Genomic DNA, 16,235 nt, shown 5'->3' on the forward strand with positions numbered 1-16,235 from the left:
GAACAATATCATTTATTATTACTGGCATAAGCGCATTCCATTGCTGATATCACATTAAAGGGAAAATCACGCACTGCGAGAAAGATAAAATCTGATTAATTCTTACATCAACAATAATGAAAGGTTTTTATTTTCACTTCTGAAAAACGCTGACGACCCTTATAAAAATTTAATATTATTTAATAATAAAAATATTAATTAACTATTGTTATTTTTTAGATTTCAAAAATATTAATTCACGCTACGATGATTTAATTAATTACTTTTGTACTGTTAGCGACATTTGTCGCAGTTCAGGTTAGCGCGAAGCAAAAAAAATCCGCCGAAAGGCGGATTTATCATGCTGTTTTCTGCTGCCGAAAATTAGCCGCGACGCGCTTTCACCGCCGCCGCCAGCTGGCGCAGAACCGTTTCGGTATCTTCCCAGCCAATGCAGGCATCAGTCACGCTTTTACCGTAGACCAGCGGTTCGCCGCTCTCCAGATTCTGATTGCCTTCCACCAGGTGGCTTTCAATCATCACGCCCATTATCGCCTGCTCACCACCGGCAATCTGTCCGGCAACATCCTCTGCCACCACCATCTGCCTCTGGAACTGTTTGCTGCTGTTGGCATGGCTGAAGTCGATCATCACCTGCGCCGGCAGCCCGGCTTTTTCCAGCCCGGTTTTAACCGCGCTGACATGATGCGCGCTGTAGTTTGGCTCTTTACCACCGCGCAAAATGATATGACAGTCGCTGTTACCACTGGTTTCGACAATCGCTGAATGACCGTACTTGGTTACTGACAGGAAGCAGTGCGGCGCGCTGGCAGCATTGATTGCATCAATCGCCACTTTAATTGTGCCATCGGTACCGTTTTTAAAACCTACCGGGCAGGACAAACCGGATGACAGTTCACGGTGCACCTGTGATTCGGTGGTGCGCGCGCCAATCGCGCCCCAGCTCATCAGATCGGCCATATACTGTGGGGTGATCATATCAAGGAACTCACCGGCGGCAGGCAGACCACTGTTATTGATATCCAACAACAGCTTACGCGCAATGCGCAGCCCGTCATTAATCTGATAGCTGCTATCCATATGCGGATCGTTGATCAGCCCTTTCCAACCAACCGTCGTGCGCGGCTTTTCAAAATAGACGCGCATCACGACTTCAAGGCTATCGCTCAACTCTTCGCGCAGTTTCAGCAGGCGTGCACCATACTCTTTTGCTGCTTCGGTATCGTGGATCGAACAAGGCCCAATCACCACCAGCAAACGATCGTCTTTATTTTTAAGAATATTGTGAATTGCCTGACGAGCGCGGGAGACGGTTTCAGCGGCTTTTTCCGTAGCCGGAAATTTTTCAAGCAGTGCAACAGGAGGAAGTAGTTCTTTTATCTCTTTGATTCGTAAGTCATCATTCTGGTAATTCATAACTTTTCCATTAAATTCTTTGCCCAATGCGCATCGGGCTAACCCGACCAATTTATCCCGTAGAAACTGTGGTGTAAATCGACTCTGCGGTTTTTTGCATCATAACCGATTTGCGTTTTAAGCCTGCTTTACTACACTTTTAAGCGTAAACACTTAAAAAGATCGCATTCACACCACAATTGTTTGAATTGTGGTCTAAAGTCGCGATTTTATTTTGTCGATATGATTTTTTATCAGTTTACACGCCGTATCGGGTTGAGCTCGGCCACCAATAAAATTAACAGGAGCAAAATGATGAAGAAGTTCGCAATCGTTTTTTTAACCGCCGCCATGACTTTGGGTAGTGGTGCAGCAATGGCCGCCAGCAACAACGGTACTGCTAATCAGGCCGCAGATGCGGGTGCAGCAGCAGGCGGCGCAAAACAGAATTTGCAACCGAACAATGTTGATAACAGCCAAATCAACACCGGCAGCGGTACTTCCGGCACCGCAACCGACAGCAGCAATATGACTGCTGATGAGATTCATAAAAACGCCCAGTGCAAAGACGGTAAATGCCCCGACGTTAATAAAAAAGTGGAAACTAAAGTGGGTGGCGGTGACGTTAACACCAAAACCGACGGCACCACGCAGTAATCACTAACAGGAGAGCTTCGGCTCTCCTTTGATTTTGTTGCATCCCTCCCCCGCTCCGCTATGCTGAACGCCTTGATTACATTCGGATCTCATCATGGCCACTCTGCTGTTAATCGACGATCATCCACTGGTACAGGTGGCGCTCGAAGCTGCCCTGACGCGCTCGCCGATTCCGCTTCAGCTTTTTGCCGTCAGTAGCGAACAACAGGCACGCGACTCTTTGCGCGATCGCCCGGTTGATTTAATCATTCTCGATATTGGCTTGCCCGACAGCGACGGGCTGGAACTGCTTAAGCGGCTGAAACACCGTGATGAACATCAGGCAGTGTTGATCTACTCCGCTCAGGAGGAGCAGCTGTATATCCGCATGGCGCAAGCGGCCGGTGCGGCCGGTTATATTGCCAAACGTCAGCCGATGGAAAAGCTGCTGGCCGCCATTCTGGCAATTCTTGGCGGGCAGCAGGCGTTTCCCGATCTCAGCGAGTCGGGCAATACAGCTACCGCCAGTCTGACCAGCAAAGAGATGCAGATTCTTGCGCTGCTGGCACGCGGGCTTTCTAACCTGCAAATTGCTGAGCAATTGCATATCAGCAATAAAACCGTCAGCACCCATAAAAAGAATATTCTGGATAAAACCGGTGCCAGCTCGGTGGTCGATCTCGCCGCGATATGGAAAGCGCAGCAGTGAAGTGGCTGCGCATGCTGGCGCTGTTCTGCCTGCTGGTCAGTGCCAGTGCACCGGCGGCGTATCACGCTATCAGCAGCGTTTCGCTACCCGGCGGAATGATGCCCACCGCGGAACTGCGTCCGTGGCAAGGTAAACGCTTACGCGTCGGTATTCTTGATGACCACAGCACGCCGTGGAATATCGCCGTCGGTAACGATTTGTATGGCATTAACGCCGACTATCTGGCGTTGCTGAGCCACAGCAGCGGATTACAGTTTGAAATTGTCGGCTACCCAGACTGGCCGGCGATGCTTGCGGCATTGCAACAGGGCCAGCTCGACCTGCTGTTCGGCATACCGCAATATCCGTTACCTGCCGGACTGTATGCGACTCAGCCATGGTACAGCAGCCCACTGCGTATCTATCGCAACCGCAACAATCAGCGGCCAGTAATGTTTAATACCCAGGGTGTCCGCATCGCCATTGGTAAACAGACGCTGCAACGGGTTAATGTCGATTTTGCCCGTCAGCATCAGTGGCTGACGCTCGACAGCGATTTGCAGGCGCTTTACACCCTGCTTAATCAGCAAACTGACTATGTGGTGGCCGATGAGACCAGCGCCGGATTCTTGCTCAATCAGCTGCAACAGGGGCAAATCTATCAGCTGGAATCGCCGATGGATCCCGGTCAGCTGAATTTACTGGCGGTCAGCGGTGACAGTGCACTGACGGCGGCACTCGACAGTTTCTTAAGCCAGCTGCCAATGGATGTGGTCAACGAGATTCAGGGCCGCTGGAACAGCCAGCTGCCGCGCTATTTCGATACCAATACCGCCCGTCTGACCACGCTGGAACGTCAGTGGATCGAACAACATCCGGTGATTGACTATGCGGCGCTGGCCGACGACTATCCGTGGAGCTATCGCACCGCCAACGGCACGGCCAGCGGCTACAGCGTCGAGTTACTTAATGCCATCGGTCAGAATACCGGGCTGCGCTTTCAGCCGCGCTGGGTAGACAACAGCCAACAGGCCAAAAGCCTGCTGAAACAGCCGCGTCCAATGCTGCAACTGATGCTGCCGCTAACCGGCAATGACAATATGCAGGGAAACTCGCTGCCGGTATGGCGCGCGCTGTGGGGCGTTTATACCGCCAATTCGCCGCGCAGCATTCTCAGCTGGCAGGATTTATCGGGCATGCGCATCGGCGTCAGGCGCGGCGATATCGCGGCTGAGCTGGTTCCCAGTGGGCTGAATGTGATTCCGTTCGACAACAGTAAAGCATTGTATGACGCGCTGGCTAATGGCCAGCTGGATGCACTGGTGGATAATGTTCTGTCGGCGCGCTGGCTGATTCAGGCGCGCTACAATGACGTGATTCATCTGGCGTTTGCCGCCAGTGATACCGCCTGGCCGATTGCCATGGGGATCAGCGCCGGGCAGCCGCTGCTGCGTTCGATACTGAATAAGGGTCTGCAACAGATTCCACCTGAAACCCAGCAGCGCATGCGCGAGAACTGGAGTAATAATCCTCAACTGGCGAACGGTGACAGCGGTAATATGCGGCCAGTCTCGCTATTTTTGTTTATCGCCGCGCTGTTCGCGATTGCTTTTCTGCTGATTCTGCTGCTGCGCCGCTATATCCAGCAGCGGCGCGAACTGCGCCAGCGTCGTCAACTGGAGCAGCAGCGTGAAGAAGCGCTGCGCGCCAACCAGATGAAAAGTCAGTTTCTGGCGACCGTCAGCCACGAGCTGCGCACACCGATGCAGGCGATACTTGGCCTGCTGGAAGTGGAGCTGGCAAAACAGCCGCAGGCCGGTAATCTGACGGTGATCCACAGCAGCGCGGCTTCGCTGATGACCTTGCTGAACGATCTGCAGGATCACGCGAAGATCGAAAGTAATACCTTTACGCTGCACCCGCGCGCGGTGGACCTGCAACAGTGGCTGGCACAGCTAAATGATTTTTATCACCCGTTACTGCGTGACGATGGCCCGGAGTTACAGATTGCGGCGCTGACGCCGCTACCGCAAACCGTGATGCTGGACTGTGAGCGCTTGCAGCAGATCGCCAATAACCTGATGAGCAATGCGATCAAATTTACCCGTCACGGCACTATCCGCCTGACGCTGGCGCAAACTGACGCTGCACAGCTCTGTTTGCAGGTCAGCGACAACGGCAGCGGTATTGCGGCGGATGAGCAGTCGCGGCTGTTTGAGCCCTGGTATCAGACGCCGTCCGGTAAAGCACTGTCGGTACAGGGAAGTGGTTTAGGTTTATCCATCTGTCGCGAGATTATCAGCCGTATGGGCGGCAGCATCGAACTGCACTCGCTGCAGGGCGAGGGAACCACCGTCACGGTGTGGCTGCCGCTGGTCAGCGTCGAGGCTGAGAGTTTATCGATCGCGCCACCAGCCGCGGCTGAGAGCGCTAATCCGCCGCTTAACCAGCTGCGGGTCGCCATCGTAGACGACCATCCGACGAATCTGCTGGTGATGCAGCAACAGCTGGCGCATTTTGGCGTAAACGCGATCACCTTCGACAACGGTACAGAACTGCTGCGGGCCAGCAATTCACCGCCGTTTGATCTGGTGTTTATCGACTACAGTATGCCGCGCCCTGATGGCAACACGGTAGCGCGTATTTTGCGCCGTCGCTATCGTCATCATCCGCAGCCACCGACGCTGGTACTCTGTTCTGCTGATGCGCAGTCGGCTGCCCTCACCTTTGCCGATGCCTTTCTGTTAAAACCGGTGTCGCTGGCGGATATTGCCGCGCTGTTGCACCAGCACGCCCGGCAGCCATTCGACGACCTTGATGCACGTATACAGCGGCTGGCTAACCATCAGCCACACTTTGTGCCGCGTATTGTTGATACCTTACGTGCGGCGCTGCGCGACGACAGCCAGGCACTGGCGGCGGCAATCCGCCAGCAACAGTGGCAAGAAACAGAGCAGATCGCTCACCGTATTAAAGGCAGCTGGCTGCTGCTGGGCTATCAGCAGGGGGAAGCGCTTTGTCAGCAGATTATTGAACAGGCGAAACAGCATGCCATCTGCGTGCCGGAATGGAATTTGTTGATATCATTAACTGAGAAATTACTGAAAAAACTGGAAGATTATGGCGCATCAACACAATCACACTGAAGGCGGTGGTAATCGTAACCGGTTACTGGCTGCATTTATCGTTACTGCGGTTTTTATGGTGGTCGAAGTGGCAGGCGGACTGCTCTCCGGTTCACTGGCGCTGCTGGCGGATGCCGGACATATGCTGACCGATACGGCAGCGTTGCTGGTCGCGCTGATGGCGATGCACTTTGCCCAACGTAAACCGAATGCGCGCCACACCTTTGGCCTGTTGCGCCTCACCACGCTGGCCGCTTTTGTAAATGCGCTGGCGCTGCTGGTGATTACTGTACTGATAGTCTGGGAAGCGATACGTCGGTTTTATCAGCCGGAGCCGGTAGCCGGTGGACTGATGCTGGGGGTCGCGGTGGCGGGCCTGCTGGCGAATATTCTGTCGTTCTGGCTATTGCATCGTGGCAGTGAAGAGAAAAATCTTAACGTGCGGGCTGCGGCACTGCATGTGCTTGGCGATTTGCTCGGCTCGGTCGGCGCGATCGTTGCCGCGCTGATTATTATGTCCACCGGCTGGACGCCCATCGATCCGATTCTGTCGATTCTGGTTTCGGCGCTGGTTCTGCGTAGCGCCTGGTCACTGCTGAAAGAGAGTTTTCACGAGCTACTCGAAGGGTCACCCAGTTCAGTCAATGCCGATAAGCTGAAACGCGATTTAACCCTGAGTATTGCCGAAGTGCGCAATGTGCATCATGTGCATATCTGGCAGGTGGGAGAAAAACCGGTAATGACGCTGCACGTTCAGGTGATTCCGCCTCACGATCACGATGCGCTGTTACATCGTATTCATGATTATCTGCACCGTAATTATCAGATCGATCACGCCACGGTGCAGATGGAGTATCAGCCCTGTGGCGGTGATGACTGTGATTTAGGCCATTCTGGCCAGCAGCACACCCATCACCACCATCACTAAGGTATCAGGAGAGCGCGCGTGAGCCATTTTCACGCGCGCTGCGCATCCACAGCCAGCAGCCGTTCAGCGCAATCAACGTTAACAGCGCGTATTCCAGCGACATCGCATAGACTCCCTGACGGGCAAAGATGCTGACGCTGATTACATTGATAATCACCCACAGCAGCCAGTTCTCGACGTATTTACGCGTCATCAGAATCATCGCCACAATCGACAGCACCATCATGCACGAATCCCAGAACGGGAAGGCATCCGGTTGCAATTCCGGCATTGCCACACTGAAGCCCAGCGCCTGCATCATCTCAACCGCGATTCGCGTCAGGAAAGCGAACACCGGATCGATAAAGCGGGTCATCAAAGCAATCGCCACCACGCTGGCAACGCCCCAGCCAATCGCTTTTGGCAATGACAGCCAGCGGATCTTCAGCTGGGCCTGATTATCGGCGTTCTGACGACTCCAGGCATACCAGCCATAAATATTGGCGGCAAAAAAGAACAGCTGCAGTAACAGGCTGGCATAGAGCTGAATCTGGAAGAAAATTACCGCAAACAGTGAAACGTTGATCAGGCCAAACAGGTAATTAATAATCTTCTCTTTACTCGCCAGCCAGATACACAACAGGCCAGCCAGCGTTCCTATAGCTTCAATCCATGACAGATCGTAACCACCTGCCCCAATTGGGATATGAACCAAAATATTCTGCGTGCTAAAAAAATCCATACTGGCACCTTATGGCGGGATATCAGGCGTTGCCCTTTACCTTGAGTTTGAGATCTGCAGCAAAAGATAGCATACGATTCAACGGGATCAATGCCGCCTGGCGTAAAGCCTCATCAACATGAATTTCATGCTGACTGCCACCCTGCTCCAGTCCGTCGGCAATCGCCTTTAATCCATTCATCGCCATCCACGGACAGTGCGCGCAAGTGCGGCAACTGGCACCTTCGCCAGCGGTCGGCGCTTCCAGCAGCTCTTTATCCGGACACGCCTGCTGCATTTTGTAGAAAATACCGCGGTCGGTCGCCACAATCATCTGCGGATGCGGCAGATTTTGCGCCGCCTGAATCAGCTGACTGGTCGATCCCACCGCATCCGCCAGATCGACAATCGCCTGTGGTGACTCCGGATGCACCAGCACCGCAGCCTGCGGATAAAGCGCTTTCATCCGCTGCAACGCCTGGGTTTTAAATTCATCGTGCACAATACAGGCCCCCTGCCAGCACAGCACATCAGCATTGGTTTGCCTGGTGACATAGCGTCCAAGATGGCGATCCGGCGCCCAGATGATCTTCTCACCCAGACTGTCGAGATGTTCAATCAGCTCAACCGCGATGCTGGAGGTCACTACCCAGTCGGCGCGTGCCTTAACTGCCGCAGAGGTGTTGGCATATACCACCACGATACGATCCGGATGGCTGTCGCAAAACTGATTAAATTCTTCAATTGGGCAGCCGAGATCCAGCGAGCACTCCGCCTGCAAAGTCGGCATCAGCACGGTCTTTTCCGGGCTAAGAATCTTCGCTGTTTCGCCCATAAATCGCACGCCCGCAACCAGCAGCGTCGATGCTGAATGGTTGCTGCCAAAACGCGCCATCTCCAGCGAATCGGAAATGCAGCCGCCGGTCTCTTCCGCCAGCGCCTGAATTTCCGGGTCGGTATAATAATGCGCCACCATCACCGCGTTGCGCTCTTTCAGCAGACGCTTAATCTTTTCCCGGTAATAATGTTTTTCATCGGCAGACAATCGCGCCGGTTTTGGCGGAAATGGATACACTGCGGTTTCCGGATCGAACATCAAGCTCATATCACCCATCTCGTTTCTTCGACTTAACGTATTAAGCCAAATTTCAGCATTCAATCCGGCATTAAGCGCCAGATGTTTTATATGCTAAACACGATAGCGAAATTGTTTGTGCCTGTCGCTGAATTTTTATCTTTAAACGCAAGTTGTGACGCGGATCATTCCGAGGCTGTCGACCGGGTGGTTTCGATATCCAGTAAAAACGCTTTGATCGCCAGACCGCCAGCAAAGCCGGTGAGTTTGCCGTTGGCACCAATCACTCGATGACAAGGGGCGACAATTGAAATCGGATTCTTACCATTAGCGGCGCCAACGGCACGCACCGCTTTAGGATGCCCAATCTGTCTGGCAATATCGCCATAACTGCGGGTTTCGCCAAACGGAATCGCCACCAGTGCTGTCCAGACCTTTTTCTGAAATTCGGTGCCAACAAAATCCAGTGGCAGTTCAAAGTTGCGTCGCCGACCGGCAAAATATTCATTCAGCTGGCGTTCAGTTTCCAGCAGCAGCGGATGCAGGTTATGCTCGCCAGCCGGGCCCAGACGCACCCGTTGCGGATCGTCATCCTGCCACAGTACCGCGGCCAGTCCGTTATCACTGGCCATTAACGTCAGTACGCCTACCGGCGATGTCATCAGTTTGTAGTAGTAAGCCATTTTCTGCTCTCTGGTTGCTGCTGCGGCGTCGGGATGACAACCGCACTGATGACAGCGATTATCGCTGATTTGCCGGCAACAACTGGCCGTTTTCGGCCATCAGGTTAAAATAGTTTCATGTCCGAAAATGGCCAGTCGCGGGTGATGACTTGCTCTACAGTGGCGTTAACTTTTACCGTCAGGAGTTCCGCATCATGGATAACAATGCCGCTTATCAGGCGCTCACCTCACGCGATGTGCGTTTCGACGGCGTATTTTATGTTGGTGTCACCTCAACCGGTATTTACTGCCGCCCGATCTGCCCGGTGAAAGCGCCACGCCAGGAAAACTGCCTGTTTTTCGACAGTGCCGAAGCGGCAGAAAAAGCCGCTTTTCGCCCCTGCCTGCGCTGCCGCCCTGAACTGGCCCCCGGCCATGCGCCGGTTGACAACGCGCACCGTATCGCCGAACTGTTAGTGCAGCGGATTGATGAAAATGTTGCAGAAGAAGAGAGCCTGCATACTATTGCCGGACAGCTGGGTATTAGCTCACGCCAGCTACGGCGTATCGTGAACCAACAGCTCGGCGTTTCGCCGCGCGAACTGAAGCAGACGCGGCGTCTGTTGTTAGCCAAGCAATTGCTGACCGAGACTCAGCTGCCAGTCACTGAGATTGCTTTTGCCAGTGGTTTTTCCAGCCTGCGCCGCTTTAATGATGCGTTTAATCGCCAGTATCGCCTGTCGCCCAGCCGCCTGCGGAAAGCAGCCGTTGATCCGAACTATCGCTTAATCAATAGTGAAACCTCGACTCTACAACTGAGCTACCGCCCGCCCTACGACTGGCAGGCGATGCTGGCGTTTCTCAGCCTGCGCGCGATTAAAGATGTGGAATTAATCACTGATGACAGTTATGCACGCACCGTCCGTCTTGGCAGCCATACCGGATGGGTGCGCGTGACGCATGCGCCGGCGAAACACGCGCTAATGGTCGAGTTTACCCATTCGTTAACCCCGGTGCTGCCAGCACTGTTACGACGCTTACGCAACCTGTTTGACCTCAGTGCCCGTCCGGATCTGATTGCTGCCCATTTGCAACAGCATCCGCTGCTGCAACAGAGCCTGCTCACTAATCCAGGTCTGCGGGTACCCGGCGCATTTGATGGCTTCGAAATGGCGATCCGCGCGATTCTCGGCCAGCAAATCACCGTTAAAGCCGCGACCACTATTGCCTGTCGCTTTGCCGACGCTTTTGGCGACCCGATTACCACACCGTTTGCCGGACTCAGCCGCCTGTCACCACTTGCGACCCGTGTTATCGATGCCAGTATCGATGATATCGCCAGCCTCGGGATTGTCAGTGCCCGAGCCAGATGCATTATTGCCATGGCGCAGGCTTGTGCATCCGGTGATCTTCGGCTTGAGGCGGGCAACGACCCGGATCAAACGATAGCTCAACTGGTGACGCTGCCAGGTATTGGCCAGTGGACCGCTAACTATATTGCGATGCGCGCGCTACGCTGGCCGGATGCCTTTCCGAAAGAGGATATTGCGGTAAGAAACAATCTTGGGGGCGTTAGCGCAAAACAGGCTGAAGAAATGTCGCAGGCATGGCGACCGTGGCGCAGTTATGCGGTGATGCATATCTGGAAAAATATGTCGTAGAAAAAGAAGGTGCCATTGGGCGTAGGTAAGCGTCAACTCAGCATCGTCTGGTTCTCTTCGTCAGGCTCTGTCGTTAAGGCATCCACTTATTTCTACAGGTGGATACCTCCTGAGTACACAACAACGACGTTCCTGTCTGCAATATTACTGGTCAAAACGGCACTCAAGGCCAGTGAAGAAGAGGGGGAGCGTTGCCGGGCTTGCCCGTGAATAAGACGTTAATGATAATCTGGTCTTTAAATGGTTACGCCTCTGGCAGAGCGAAGGCCGGATATCCCGACCGCGACGTACATACCGAAAAACGGCATCTCCCGCTCTTCTGCCCGTAAAGGTAACCACGGTGCCACTGCTCTCACCGCCCGATAACGTCTGCCATGCCCGGCTCCGGCATGGCGATATCACGCATGACATAAGCGAAATTTACTGGATACCTGACTGTCCCTGAGGCACACGATGAGAGGCAAAGGACTGACGACCTCCGGAAAAGAGAAACGGACAAAATTCTTTTCGCAAAGGCACCTGAAGTGCATCCAGCGACAGGTGCGGGACAGAGCGCGAAGGTGACGCTTACAGCGGCCGGGTGAACGAACCCATCGTTCAGTCCGACTGCTGCGCCCGTTCCGGTAACTATCATCTTTAGTCCAACCCGGTAAGGCACGACAAAGCGCCAGTGGCAGCAGCCATTGGTAACAGGGGTGTGCAACAAGGAGTACTAAAGAGGTCCTGAAGTTGTGGCTGGAGTACAGCTGCACCGGAAGAGCAGTTTTGGTAATTGCGGCCTGGTACACCCAGTTACCTCGGTTAGAAAATCTGCCTGGATTTTCTGTCCATCGGAAAAACCACCTGCCAGTTTTTTTCGTTTACAGAGCAGGAGATTACGCACAAAGAAAAAGGATCTCGAGGAGATCCTTTTCGGTTCGTGACCTGGTATGCCGTCAGTCTGCGCTCTCCTGCCCACCATATTTGACTCTCAGGCGGGCGGTAATCCGGTCCATCGCCTCGCGCTCCCGGGCAAAGCTTTGTGCATAGCGCGTTTTACCCTGTAGCCCCAGCATCGGCCGCCAGACCTGCGGCGGGTTATTCTCCGCCCCCTTATTTACCGGATCGTCTGCAGCCGGCTGACAGGCCGCAACCACCTCCGCCGGCCATGCCGGAATTTTGCTGGTCGCCATCACCAGCCAGCGCGGAAAGCTGATCACGAAGAAAATGGGCAGCTGCAGCGCATTCACAATCAGACCGAGCCGCCCGAACAACTGCTTGCTGAGGTAGAGCAGACCGAACAGCCAGCCTTCCTTCTGTTTTTCCACCGGCGGGCACCAGGGAATGGTGTCCACCAGGTCCGGGAGGTACTCATCGCCCTCCTCCATATAACAGCGGATAAATTCCCAGTACATGAGTATGACCTCAGGGCCCTGGCTCAAATCAATCGGAAGGGGGATCACCTCCGCTACCGTGTCCCCGTCTTCTTCCGTAGTACACCCCACAATGGTCCACTGCGTTGATAATGGCATTTTTGCTGAACACAGAACAAAGTGGATAGCCCGCCACGGAACGGACAGCACAGTCCCACCGGACTGGTACACATACACCATCCCGTTTTTACGGTTAAAACGGATCGGATAGTAGGTGCTGAAAAATATCTCGGAGGTCATCGACCGGTATGTTACCCAAGAGAGTGGAAGTGATATTAAGCACCATACCACAATCAAATATATCCAAGTCTGAAGCGGATACCCGCCCTCCCAGAGCATAGGAACTATCAATGAGAGAAAGGTGCCTATAAATATCAGACAAAAAAAGAAAGCCCCGGCCAGCGTCCACGTCCCACGCCAGTTGTAAGAACGATCAACCAGCTCGAGATAGGTCGAGTTCAGCCGCACCACGCTGTCGAACCCGTAAATCCCTTTCACATCCGGGTCGCCTGTTGTGTGCGAATAAATCCGGCTAACATTTTCATCACTGAGCCGGAGAAACCCGGTGTAAAACCGCTTTGACGGGTCGATAGGGAGTCGTTTAAAGGGATTAAACATGTGCCGCTCCCTGTGCGTTCAGGGCCATATAGCCATCCTTTTCCATAAGTGCGTCCGGATAAATAGCCGGAATATCGTTCTCACCCGGCGGCACCCGCCGCCACTGCGTGCTGAGCAGCCAGCTCTGTATATTATTGCGGCTGTGAGTTAACAGCCAGGCTCCCGCTCCCAGAGCCAGCAGCATCCCGACAAAAATCCCCGCTGGTCCCAGCAAAAACGCCGCCAGTTGGAAGCCGGCCAGAGTGGCCCGCGATACGCCAAACAATGAGGTGAGGAGCGCAACGGATATTCTGCTGCCTCCACCAACGGTCATCATCCCGACACCGGCAGCGGATAAAAATAACCGTCGCCGGTGGCGTAATAGTTCATCCAGCGCTGTGAGCGTTCCGCCAGGATATACAGATAGCCCTGCCGCATCAGCCGGGCGGCGTAGTCGGCCTCGCCTTCCGCCGCCACAGTGAGGCTGACCGGCACTATGCCCCTGTTTTTATGGTGGTTATCTCCTCATCATACACCACGCATGACATAAGCGAAATTTACTGGATACCTGAAGGCACACGATGAGAGGCAAAGGACTGACGACCTCCGGAAAAAGAGAAACGGACAAAATCCTTTTCGCAAAGGCACCTGCGGTGCATCCAGCGACAGGTGCGGGACAGAGCGCGAAGGTGACGCTTACAGCGACCGGGTGAACGAACCCATCGTTCAGTCCGACTGCTGCGCCCGTTCCGGTAACTATCATCTTGAGTCCAACCCGGTAAGGCACGACAACGCGCAAGTGGCAGCAGCCATTGGTAACAGGGGTGTGCAACTAAGGAGTACTAAAGAGGTCCTGAAGTTGTGGCTTGAGTACAGCTACACCGGGAGAGCAGATTTGGTAATTGCGGCCTGGTACACCCAGTTACCTCGGCTAGAGAATCTGCCTGGATTTTCTGTCCATCGGAAAAATCATCTGCCAGTTTTTTTCGTTTACAGAGCAGGAGATTACGCACAAAGAAAAAGGATCTCGAGGAGATCCTTTTCGGTTCGTGACCTGGTAGGCCGTCAGTCTGCGCTCTCCTGCCCACCATATTTGACTCTCAGGCGGGCGGTAATCCGGTCCATCGCCTCGCGCTCCCGGGCAAAGCTTTGTGCATAGCGCGTTCTACCCTGTAGCCCCAGCATTGGCCGCCAGACCTGCGGCGGATTGTGCTCAGCCCCCTTGTTGACCGGGTCGTTTTCATCCGGCTGACAGGTCGCAGCTATCTCCGCAGGCCAGACCGGTACCTTACTGGTTTTCATGACCAGCCAGCGTGAAAAGCTGATGATGAAAAAGAAGGGAAACTGCAGTGCATTTACCAGCAATCCGAGCCGCCCGTACTGCTTACTGAGATAGAGTAATCCGAACAGCCAGCCCTCTTTCTGATTTTCCACCGGCGGGCACCAGGGTATCGTATCCACCAGATCCGGAAGATATTCGTCACCTTCTTCCATATAACAGCGGATAAATTCCCAGCACATGGTCAGGTCTTCGGGATCCCAGGCCAGATTAATCGGAAGGGGGAAGGTCCGCGTGATCGCGTCCCCGTCATCTGCCATAACACACCCTGTAATGGTCCATTCTGTAATGGTGAAATTCTTTCCACCAGTCAGAACAAAACGAAGATCCTGCCACGGTACTGATAAAACATCTCCACCGGACTGGTGGACATACACCATCCCGTTTTTACGGTTAAAGCGGATCGGGTAATAGGTACTGAAAAACATCTCAGAGGTCATTAATCGATATGTTGCCCAAGAAATAAGAAGGGCAACACTCCACATACCTATAAAAAAAAGCCAGTCAAAAAAAACAAACTCTCCCTGCACCAGGGTTGTAATCAGTTGCCAAACAAAGAAACCGAAAAATGACCAGCAAAAAAAGAAAGCCCCGGCCAGCGTCCACGTTCCGCGCCAGTTGTAATAACGGTCAACCAGCTCCAGATAGGTCGAGTTCAGCCGCACCACGCTGTCGAATCCGTAAATTCCTTTCACATCCGGGTCACCGGTTTTCTGCGAATAAACACGGGAGACGCCTTTATCACTGAGACAAGAAAGACCCCTATGGAACAGTTTTGACGGGTCGGCTGGTACCCGCTTAAAAGGGTTAAACATGTGCGTCTTCCTGTACTGTCAGGGCCATATAGCCCTCCTTCTCCATACGTTCATTCGGATAAATTGCCGGGATGTCATCCTCACCGGAAGGTATTTGTCGCAACTGCTTGCTGAGCAGCCAGGTCTGTATATTATTGCGGCTATGAATTAACATCCTGGCTCCCTCTCCCAGAGCCAGCAGCATCCCGACAAAAATCCCCGCTGGTCCCAGGAAGAACACTGCCAGTTCTGAACTGCCAAGCATTGTTGCTGATAACCCCAAACGACCAAGGATTGCGAACGATATTTTGCTGCCACCACCCACGGTCATCATACCGACACCTAAGGCATTAATTGCATGCGCAATACCGATATCTTTCTTTCCGTTATTCCACGCATCCAAAGCGCTAACTACTTCAGCCCCGGCATAAATCAGTCCGCCGCCATACCCTATCCAGCCCCAGATAACTGTCCCCACAATCCTCATCGCACCGTTCCTTATCACCGACATGGCTGAAGGCAGCTCCAGCGATATCAGCGGCGTCATCGCCAGCTTCAGCGCCTCCGCCGTTGACGCCACCGCCATGCCGGCATTGGCCCCGAACACCGTCGCAACCTTCCCTTCAATCGGCAGGCCGCTATTTTTCAGACCATAGCTCAGCACCATCCACTGGAAGTACGCCGAGAACACCGTCCCGCCAAACGTCATGCCTTGCGCCGCCATCTCCGTCGCCAGCGTGCCGGATTTCATCTCCCCACTTTCCACGCGCGGTGGTACGCTGCCGCCTTCCGGCAGCGGATAAAAATAACCGTCACCGGTGGCGTAATAGTTCATCCAGCGCTGTGAGCGTTCCGCCAGGATATACGATAGCCCTGCCGCATCAGCCGGGCGGTGTAGTCGGCCTCGCCTTCCGCCGCCACAGTGATGCTGCCTGGCGGCGTCGGCAGCCTGTCGCCTTTTTCCATGACTGCCGGACGAACCGGTAAGACGGATAAACCGTAGCGCCGGCAGAATTGGCATCCCTTCGCGTTGCTCATGATGAGTCAGTTCCTTTTCCTGTCAGGGAGGCTGACCGGAAACTATGCCCCTGTTTTTATGGTGGTTATCTCCTCATCATACACCACGCATGACATAAGCGAAATTTACTGGATACCTGAAGGCACACGATGAGAGGTAAAGGACTGACGACCTCCGGAAAAAGAGAAACGGACAAAATCCTTTT

At 53.8% G+C, this 16,235-nt stretch carries 15 protein-coding genes and 1 pseudogene; 6 read left to right on the top strand and 10 right to left on the bottom strand.

Going from position 1 to position 16,235, the window contains the following annotated elements:
- Positions 1-363: 363 nt before the first annotated feature.
- Positions 364-1,416: a 3-deoxy-7-phosphoheptulonate synthase AroG gene (aroG, locus tag ACP3TC_RS14565; RefSeq protein WP_426816725.1), complete on the bottom strand. Its 1,053-nt coding sequence runs from the start codon at positions 1,414-1,416 to the stop codon at positions 364-366.
- Positions 1,417-1,707: 291 nt separating this feature from the next.
- Between aroG and ACP3TC_RS14570 the strand changes: the two genes are divergently transcribed.
- From ACP3TC_RS14570 to zitB, 4 genes are all read left to right on the top strand, one after another.
- On the top strand, positions 1,708-2,052 hold the full coding sequence (locus tag ACP3TC_RS14570; RefSeq protein WP_426816726.1) for a YbgS-like family protein: 345 nt from the start codon (positions 1,708-1,710) through the stop codon (positions 2,050-2,052).
- 94 nt (positions 2,053-2,146) lie between these two features.
- Positions 2,147-2,740, top strand: coding sequence for a response regulator transcription factor (locus tag ACP3TC_RS14575; protein WP_313856530.1), 594 nt, complete (start codon positions 2,147-2,149; stop codon positions 2,738-2,740).
- Complete coding sequence (locus ACP3TC_RS14580) at positions 2,722-5,865, top strand: ATP-binding protein (RefSeq protein ID WP_426816727.1); 3,144 nt, start codon at positions 2,722-2,724, stop codon at positions 5,863-5,865. The genes ACP3TC_RS14575 and ACP3TC_RS14580 overlap by 19 nt, the downstream gene beginning before the upstream one ends.
- A complete protein-coding gene (gene zitB / locus ACP3TC_RS14585) occupies positions 5,840-6,772 on the top strand; it encodes a CDF family zinc transporter ZitB (protein ID WP_426816728.1) in 933 nt (310 codons plus the stop codon). Before ACP3TC_RS14580 ends, zitB begins: the two co-directional genes overlap by 26 nt.
- 4 nt (positions 6,773-6,776) lie before the next feature.
- Here zitB and pnuC read toward each other — a convergent pair whose 3' ends face one another.
- From pnuC to ACP3TC_RS14600, 3 genes are all read right to left on the bottom strand, one after another.
- Positions 6,777-7,493 carry a nicotinamide riboside transporter PnuC gene (gene pnuC, locus ACP3TC_RS14590; protein WP_426816729.1) on the bottom strand — a complete coding sequence of 239 codons (717 nt, stop codon included), beginning with the start codon at positions 7,491-7,493 and terminating at the stop codon, positions 6,777-6,779.
- Between the two features lie 22 nt (positions 7,494-7,515).
- On the bottom strand, positions 7,516-8,577 hold the full coding sequence (gene nadA / locus ACP3TC_RS14595) for a quinolinate synthase NadA (RefSeq protein WP_426818284.1): 1,062 nt from the start codon (positions 8,575-8,577) through the stop codon (positions 7,516-7,518).
- Between the two features lie 155 nt (positions 8,578-8,732).
- A complete protein-coding gene (locus ACP3TC_RS14600) occupies positions 8,733-9,230 on the bottom strand; it encodes a methylated-DNA--[protein]-cysteine S-methyltransferase (RefSeq protein WP_426816730.1) in 498 nt (165 codons plus the stop codon).
- A gap of 191 nt (positions 9,231-9,421) precedes the next feature.
- Between ACP3TC_RS14600 and ACP3TC_RS14605 the strand changes: the two genes are divergently transcribed.
- Positions 9,422-10,870 (top strand): AlkA N-terminal domain-containing protein, encoded by a 1,449-nt coding sequence (locus ACP3TC_RS14605; RefSeq protein WP_313857630.1) that lies wholly within the window; start codon positions 9,422-9,424, stop codon positions 10,868-10,870.
- Between the two features lie 935 nt (positions 10,871-11,805).
- Here ACP3TC_RS14605 and ACP3TC_RS14610 read toward each other — a convergent pair.
- From ACP3TC_RS14610 to ACP3TC_RS14620, 3 genes are read right to left on the bottom strand one after another with little or no spacing between them, the layout of a single operon-like run.
- A complete protein-coding gene (locus ACP3TC_RS14610) occupies positions 11,806-12,900 on the bottom strand; it encodes a DUF6708 domain-containing protein (protein ID WP_426816731.1) in 1,095 nt (364 codons plus the stop codon).
- Positions 12,893-13,216 (bottom strand): hypothetical protein, encoded by a 324-nt coding sequence (locus ACP3TC_RS14615; RefSeq protein ID WP_313856522.1) that lies wholly within the window; start codon positions 13,214-13,216, stop codon positions 12,893-12,895. Before ACP3TC_RS14615 ends, ACP3TC_RS14610 begins: the two co-directional genes overlap by 8 nt.
- Positions 13,213-13,374, bottom strand: a complete 162-nt coding sequence (locus ACP3TC_RS14620) for a toxin VasX (RefSeq protein WP_426816732.1) — start codon at positions 13,372-13,374, stop codon at positions 13,213-13,215. The genes ACP3TC_RS14615 and ACP3TC_RS14620 overlap by 4 nt, the downstream gene beginning before the upstream one ends.
- Positions 13,375-13,588: 214 nt before the next feature.
- Between ACP3TC_RS14620 and ACP3TC_RS14625 the strand changes: the two are divergent.
- A pseudogene (locus ACP3TC_RS14625) lies at positions 13,589-13,708 on the top strand (replication initiation protein); the annotation flags it as partial.
- Positions 13,709-13,944: 236 nt separating this feature from the next.
- On the opposite strand, the gene ACP3TC_RS14630 reads toward ACP3TC_RS14625, so the two are convergent.
- Genes ACP3TC_RS14630 through ACP3TC_RS14640 form a run of 3 tightly spaced genes read right to left on the bottom strand, consistent with a single transcriptional unit; the run spans position 13,945 to position 16,050 of the window.
- Complete coding sequence (locus tag ACP3TC_RS14630) at positions 13,945-15,033, bottom strand: DUF6708 domain-containing protein (RefSeq protein WP_426816733.1); 1,089 nt, start codon at positions 15,031-15,033, stop codon at positions 13,945-13,947.
- The gene (locus ACP3TC_RS14635; RefSeq protein WP_426816734.1) at positions 15,026-15,847 is read right to left on the bottom strand and encodes a hypothetical protein; all 822 of its coding nucleotides are present in this window, start codon (positions 15,845-15,847) and stop codon (positions 15,026-15,028) included. Before ACP3TC_RS14635 ends, ACP3TC_RS14630 begins: the two co-directional genes overlap by 8 nt.
- Complete coding sequence (locus ACP3TC_RS14640; protein WP_426816735.1) at positions 15,844-16,050, bottom strand: toxin VasX; 207 nt, start codon at positions 16,048-16,050, stop codon at positions 15,844-15,846. Before ACP3TC_RS14640 ends, ACP3TC_RS14635 begins: the two co-directional genes overlap by 4 nt.
- Positions 16,051-16,235 lie beyond the last annotated feature (185 nt).

The organism is Winslowiella sp. 2C04 (assembly GCF_050037805.1).
Taxonomy (GTDB): domain Bacteria; phylum Pseudomonadota; class Gammaproteobacteria; order Enterobacterales; family Enterobacteriaceae; genus Erwinia; species Erwinia toletana_A.

Bases quoted from the DNA above. Each gene is read 5' to 3' on its own strand.
- aroG (WP_426816725.1), bottom strand. From the start codon at position 1,416: ATGAATTACCAGAATGATGACTTACGAATCAAAGAGATAAAAGAACTA.
- ACP3TC_RS14570 (WP_426816726.1), top strand. From the start codon at position 1,708: ATGATGAAGAAGTTCGCAATCGTTTTTTTAACCGCCGCCATGACTTTG.
- ACP3TC_RS14575 (WP_313856530.1), top strand. From the start codon at position 2,147: ATGGCCACTCTGCTGTTAATCGACGATCATCCACTGGTACAGGTGGCG.
- ACP3TC_RS14580 (WP_426816727.1), top strand. From the start codon at position 2,722: ATGGAAAGCGCAGCAGTGAAGTGGCTGCGCATGCTGGCGCTGTTCTGC.
- zitB (WP_426816728.1), top strand. From the start codon at position 5,840: ATGGCGCATCAACACAATCACACTGAAGGCGGTGGTAATCGTAACCGG.
- pnuC (WP_426816729.1), bottom strand. From the start codon at position 7,493: ATGGATTTTTTTAGCACGCAGAATATTTTGGTTCATATCCCAATTGGG.
- nadA (WP_426818284.1), bottom strand. From the start codon at position 8,577: ATGAGCTTGATGTTCGATCCGGAAACCGCAGTGTATCCATTTCCGCCA.
- ACP3TC_RS14600 (WP_426816730.1), bottom strand. From the start codon at position 9,230: ATGGCTTACTACTACAAACTGATGACATCGCCGGTAGGCGTACTGACG.
- ACP3TC_RS14610 (WP_426816731.1), bottom strand. From the start codon at position 12,900: ATGTTTAATCCCTTTAAACGACTCCCTATCGACCCGTCAAAGCGGTTT.
- ACP3TC_RS14615 (WP_313856522.1), bottom strand. From the start codon at position 13,216: ATGATGACCGTTGGTGGAGGCAGCAGAATATCCGTTGCGCTCCTCACC.
- ACP3TC_RS14630 (WP_426816733.1), bottom strand. From the start codon at position 15,033: ATGTTTAACCCTTTTAAGCGGGTACCAGCCGACCCGTCAAAACTGTTC.
- ACP3TC_RS14635 (WP_426816734.1), bottom strand. From the start codon at position 15,847: ATGAACTATTACGCCACCGGTGACGGTTATTTTTATCCGCTGCCGGAA.
- ACP3TC_RS14640 (WP_426816735.1), bottom strand. From the start codon at position 16,050: ATGAGCAACGCGAAGGGATGCCAATTCTGCCGGCGCTACGGTTTATCC.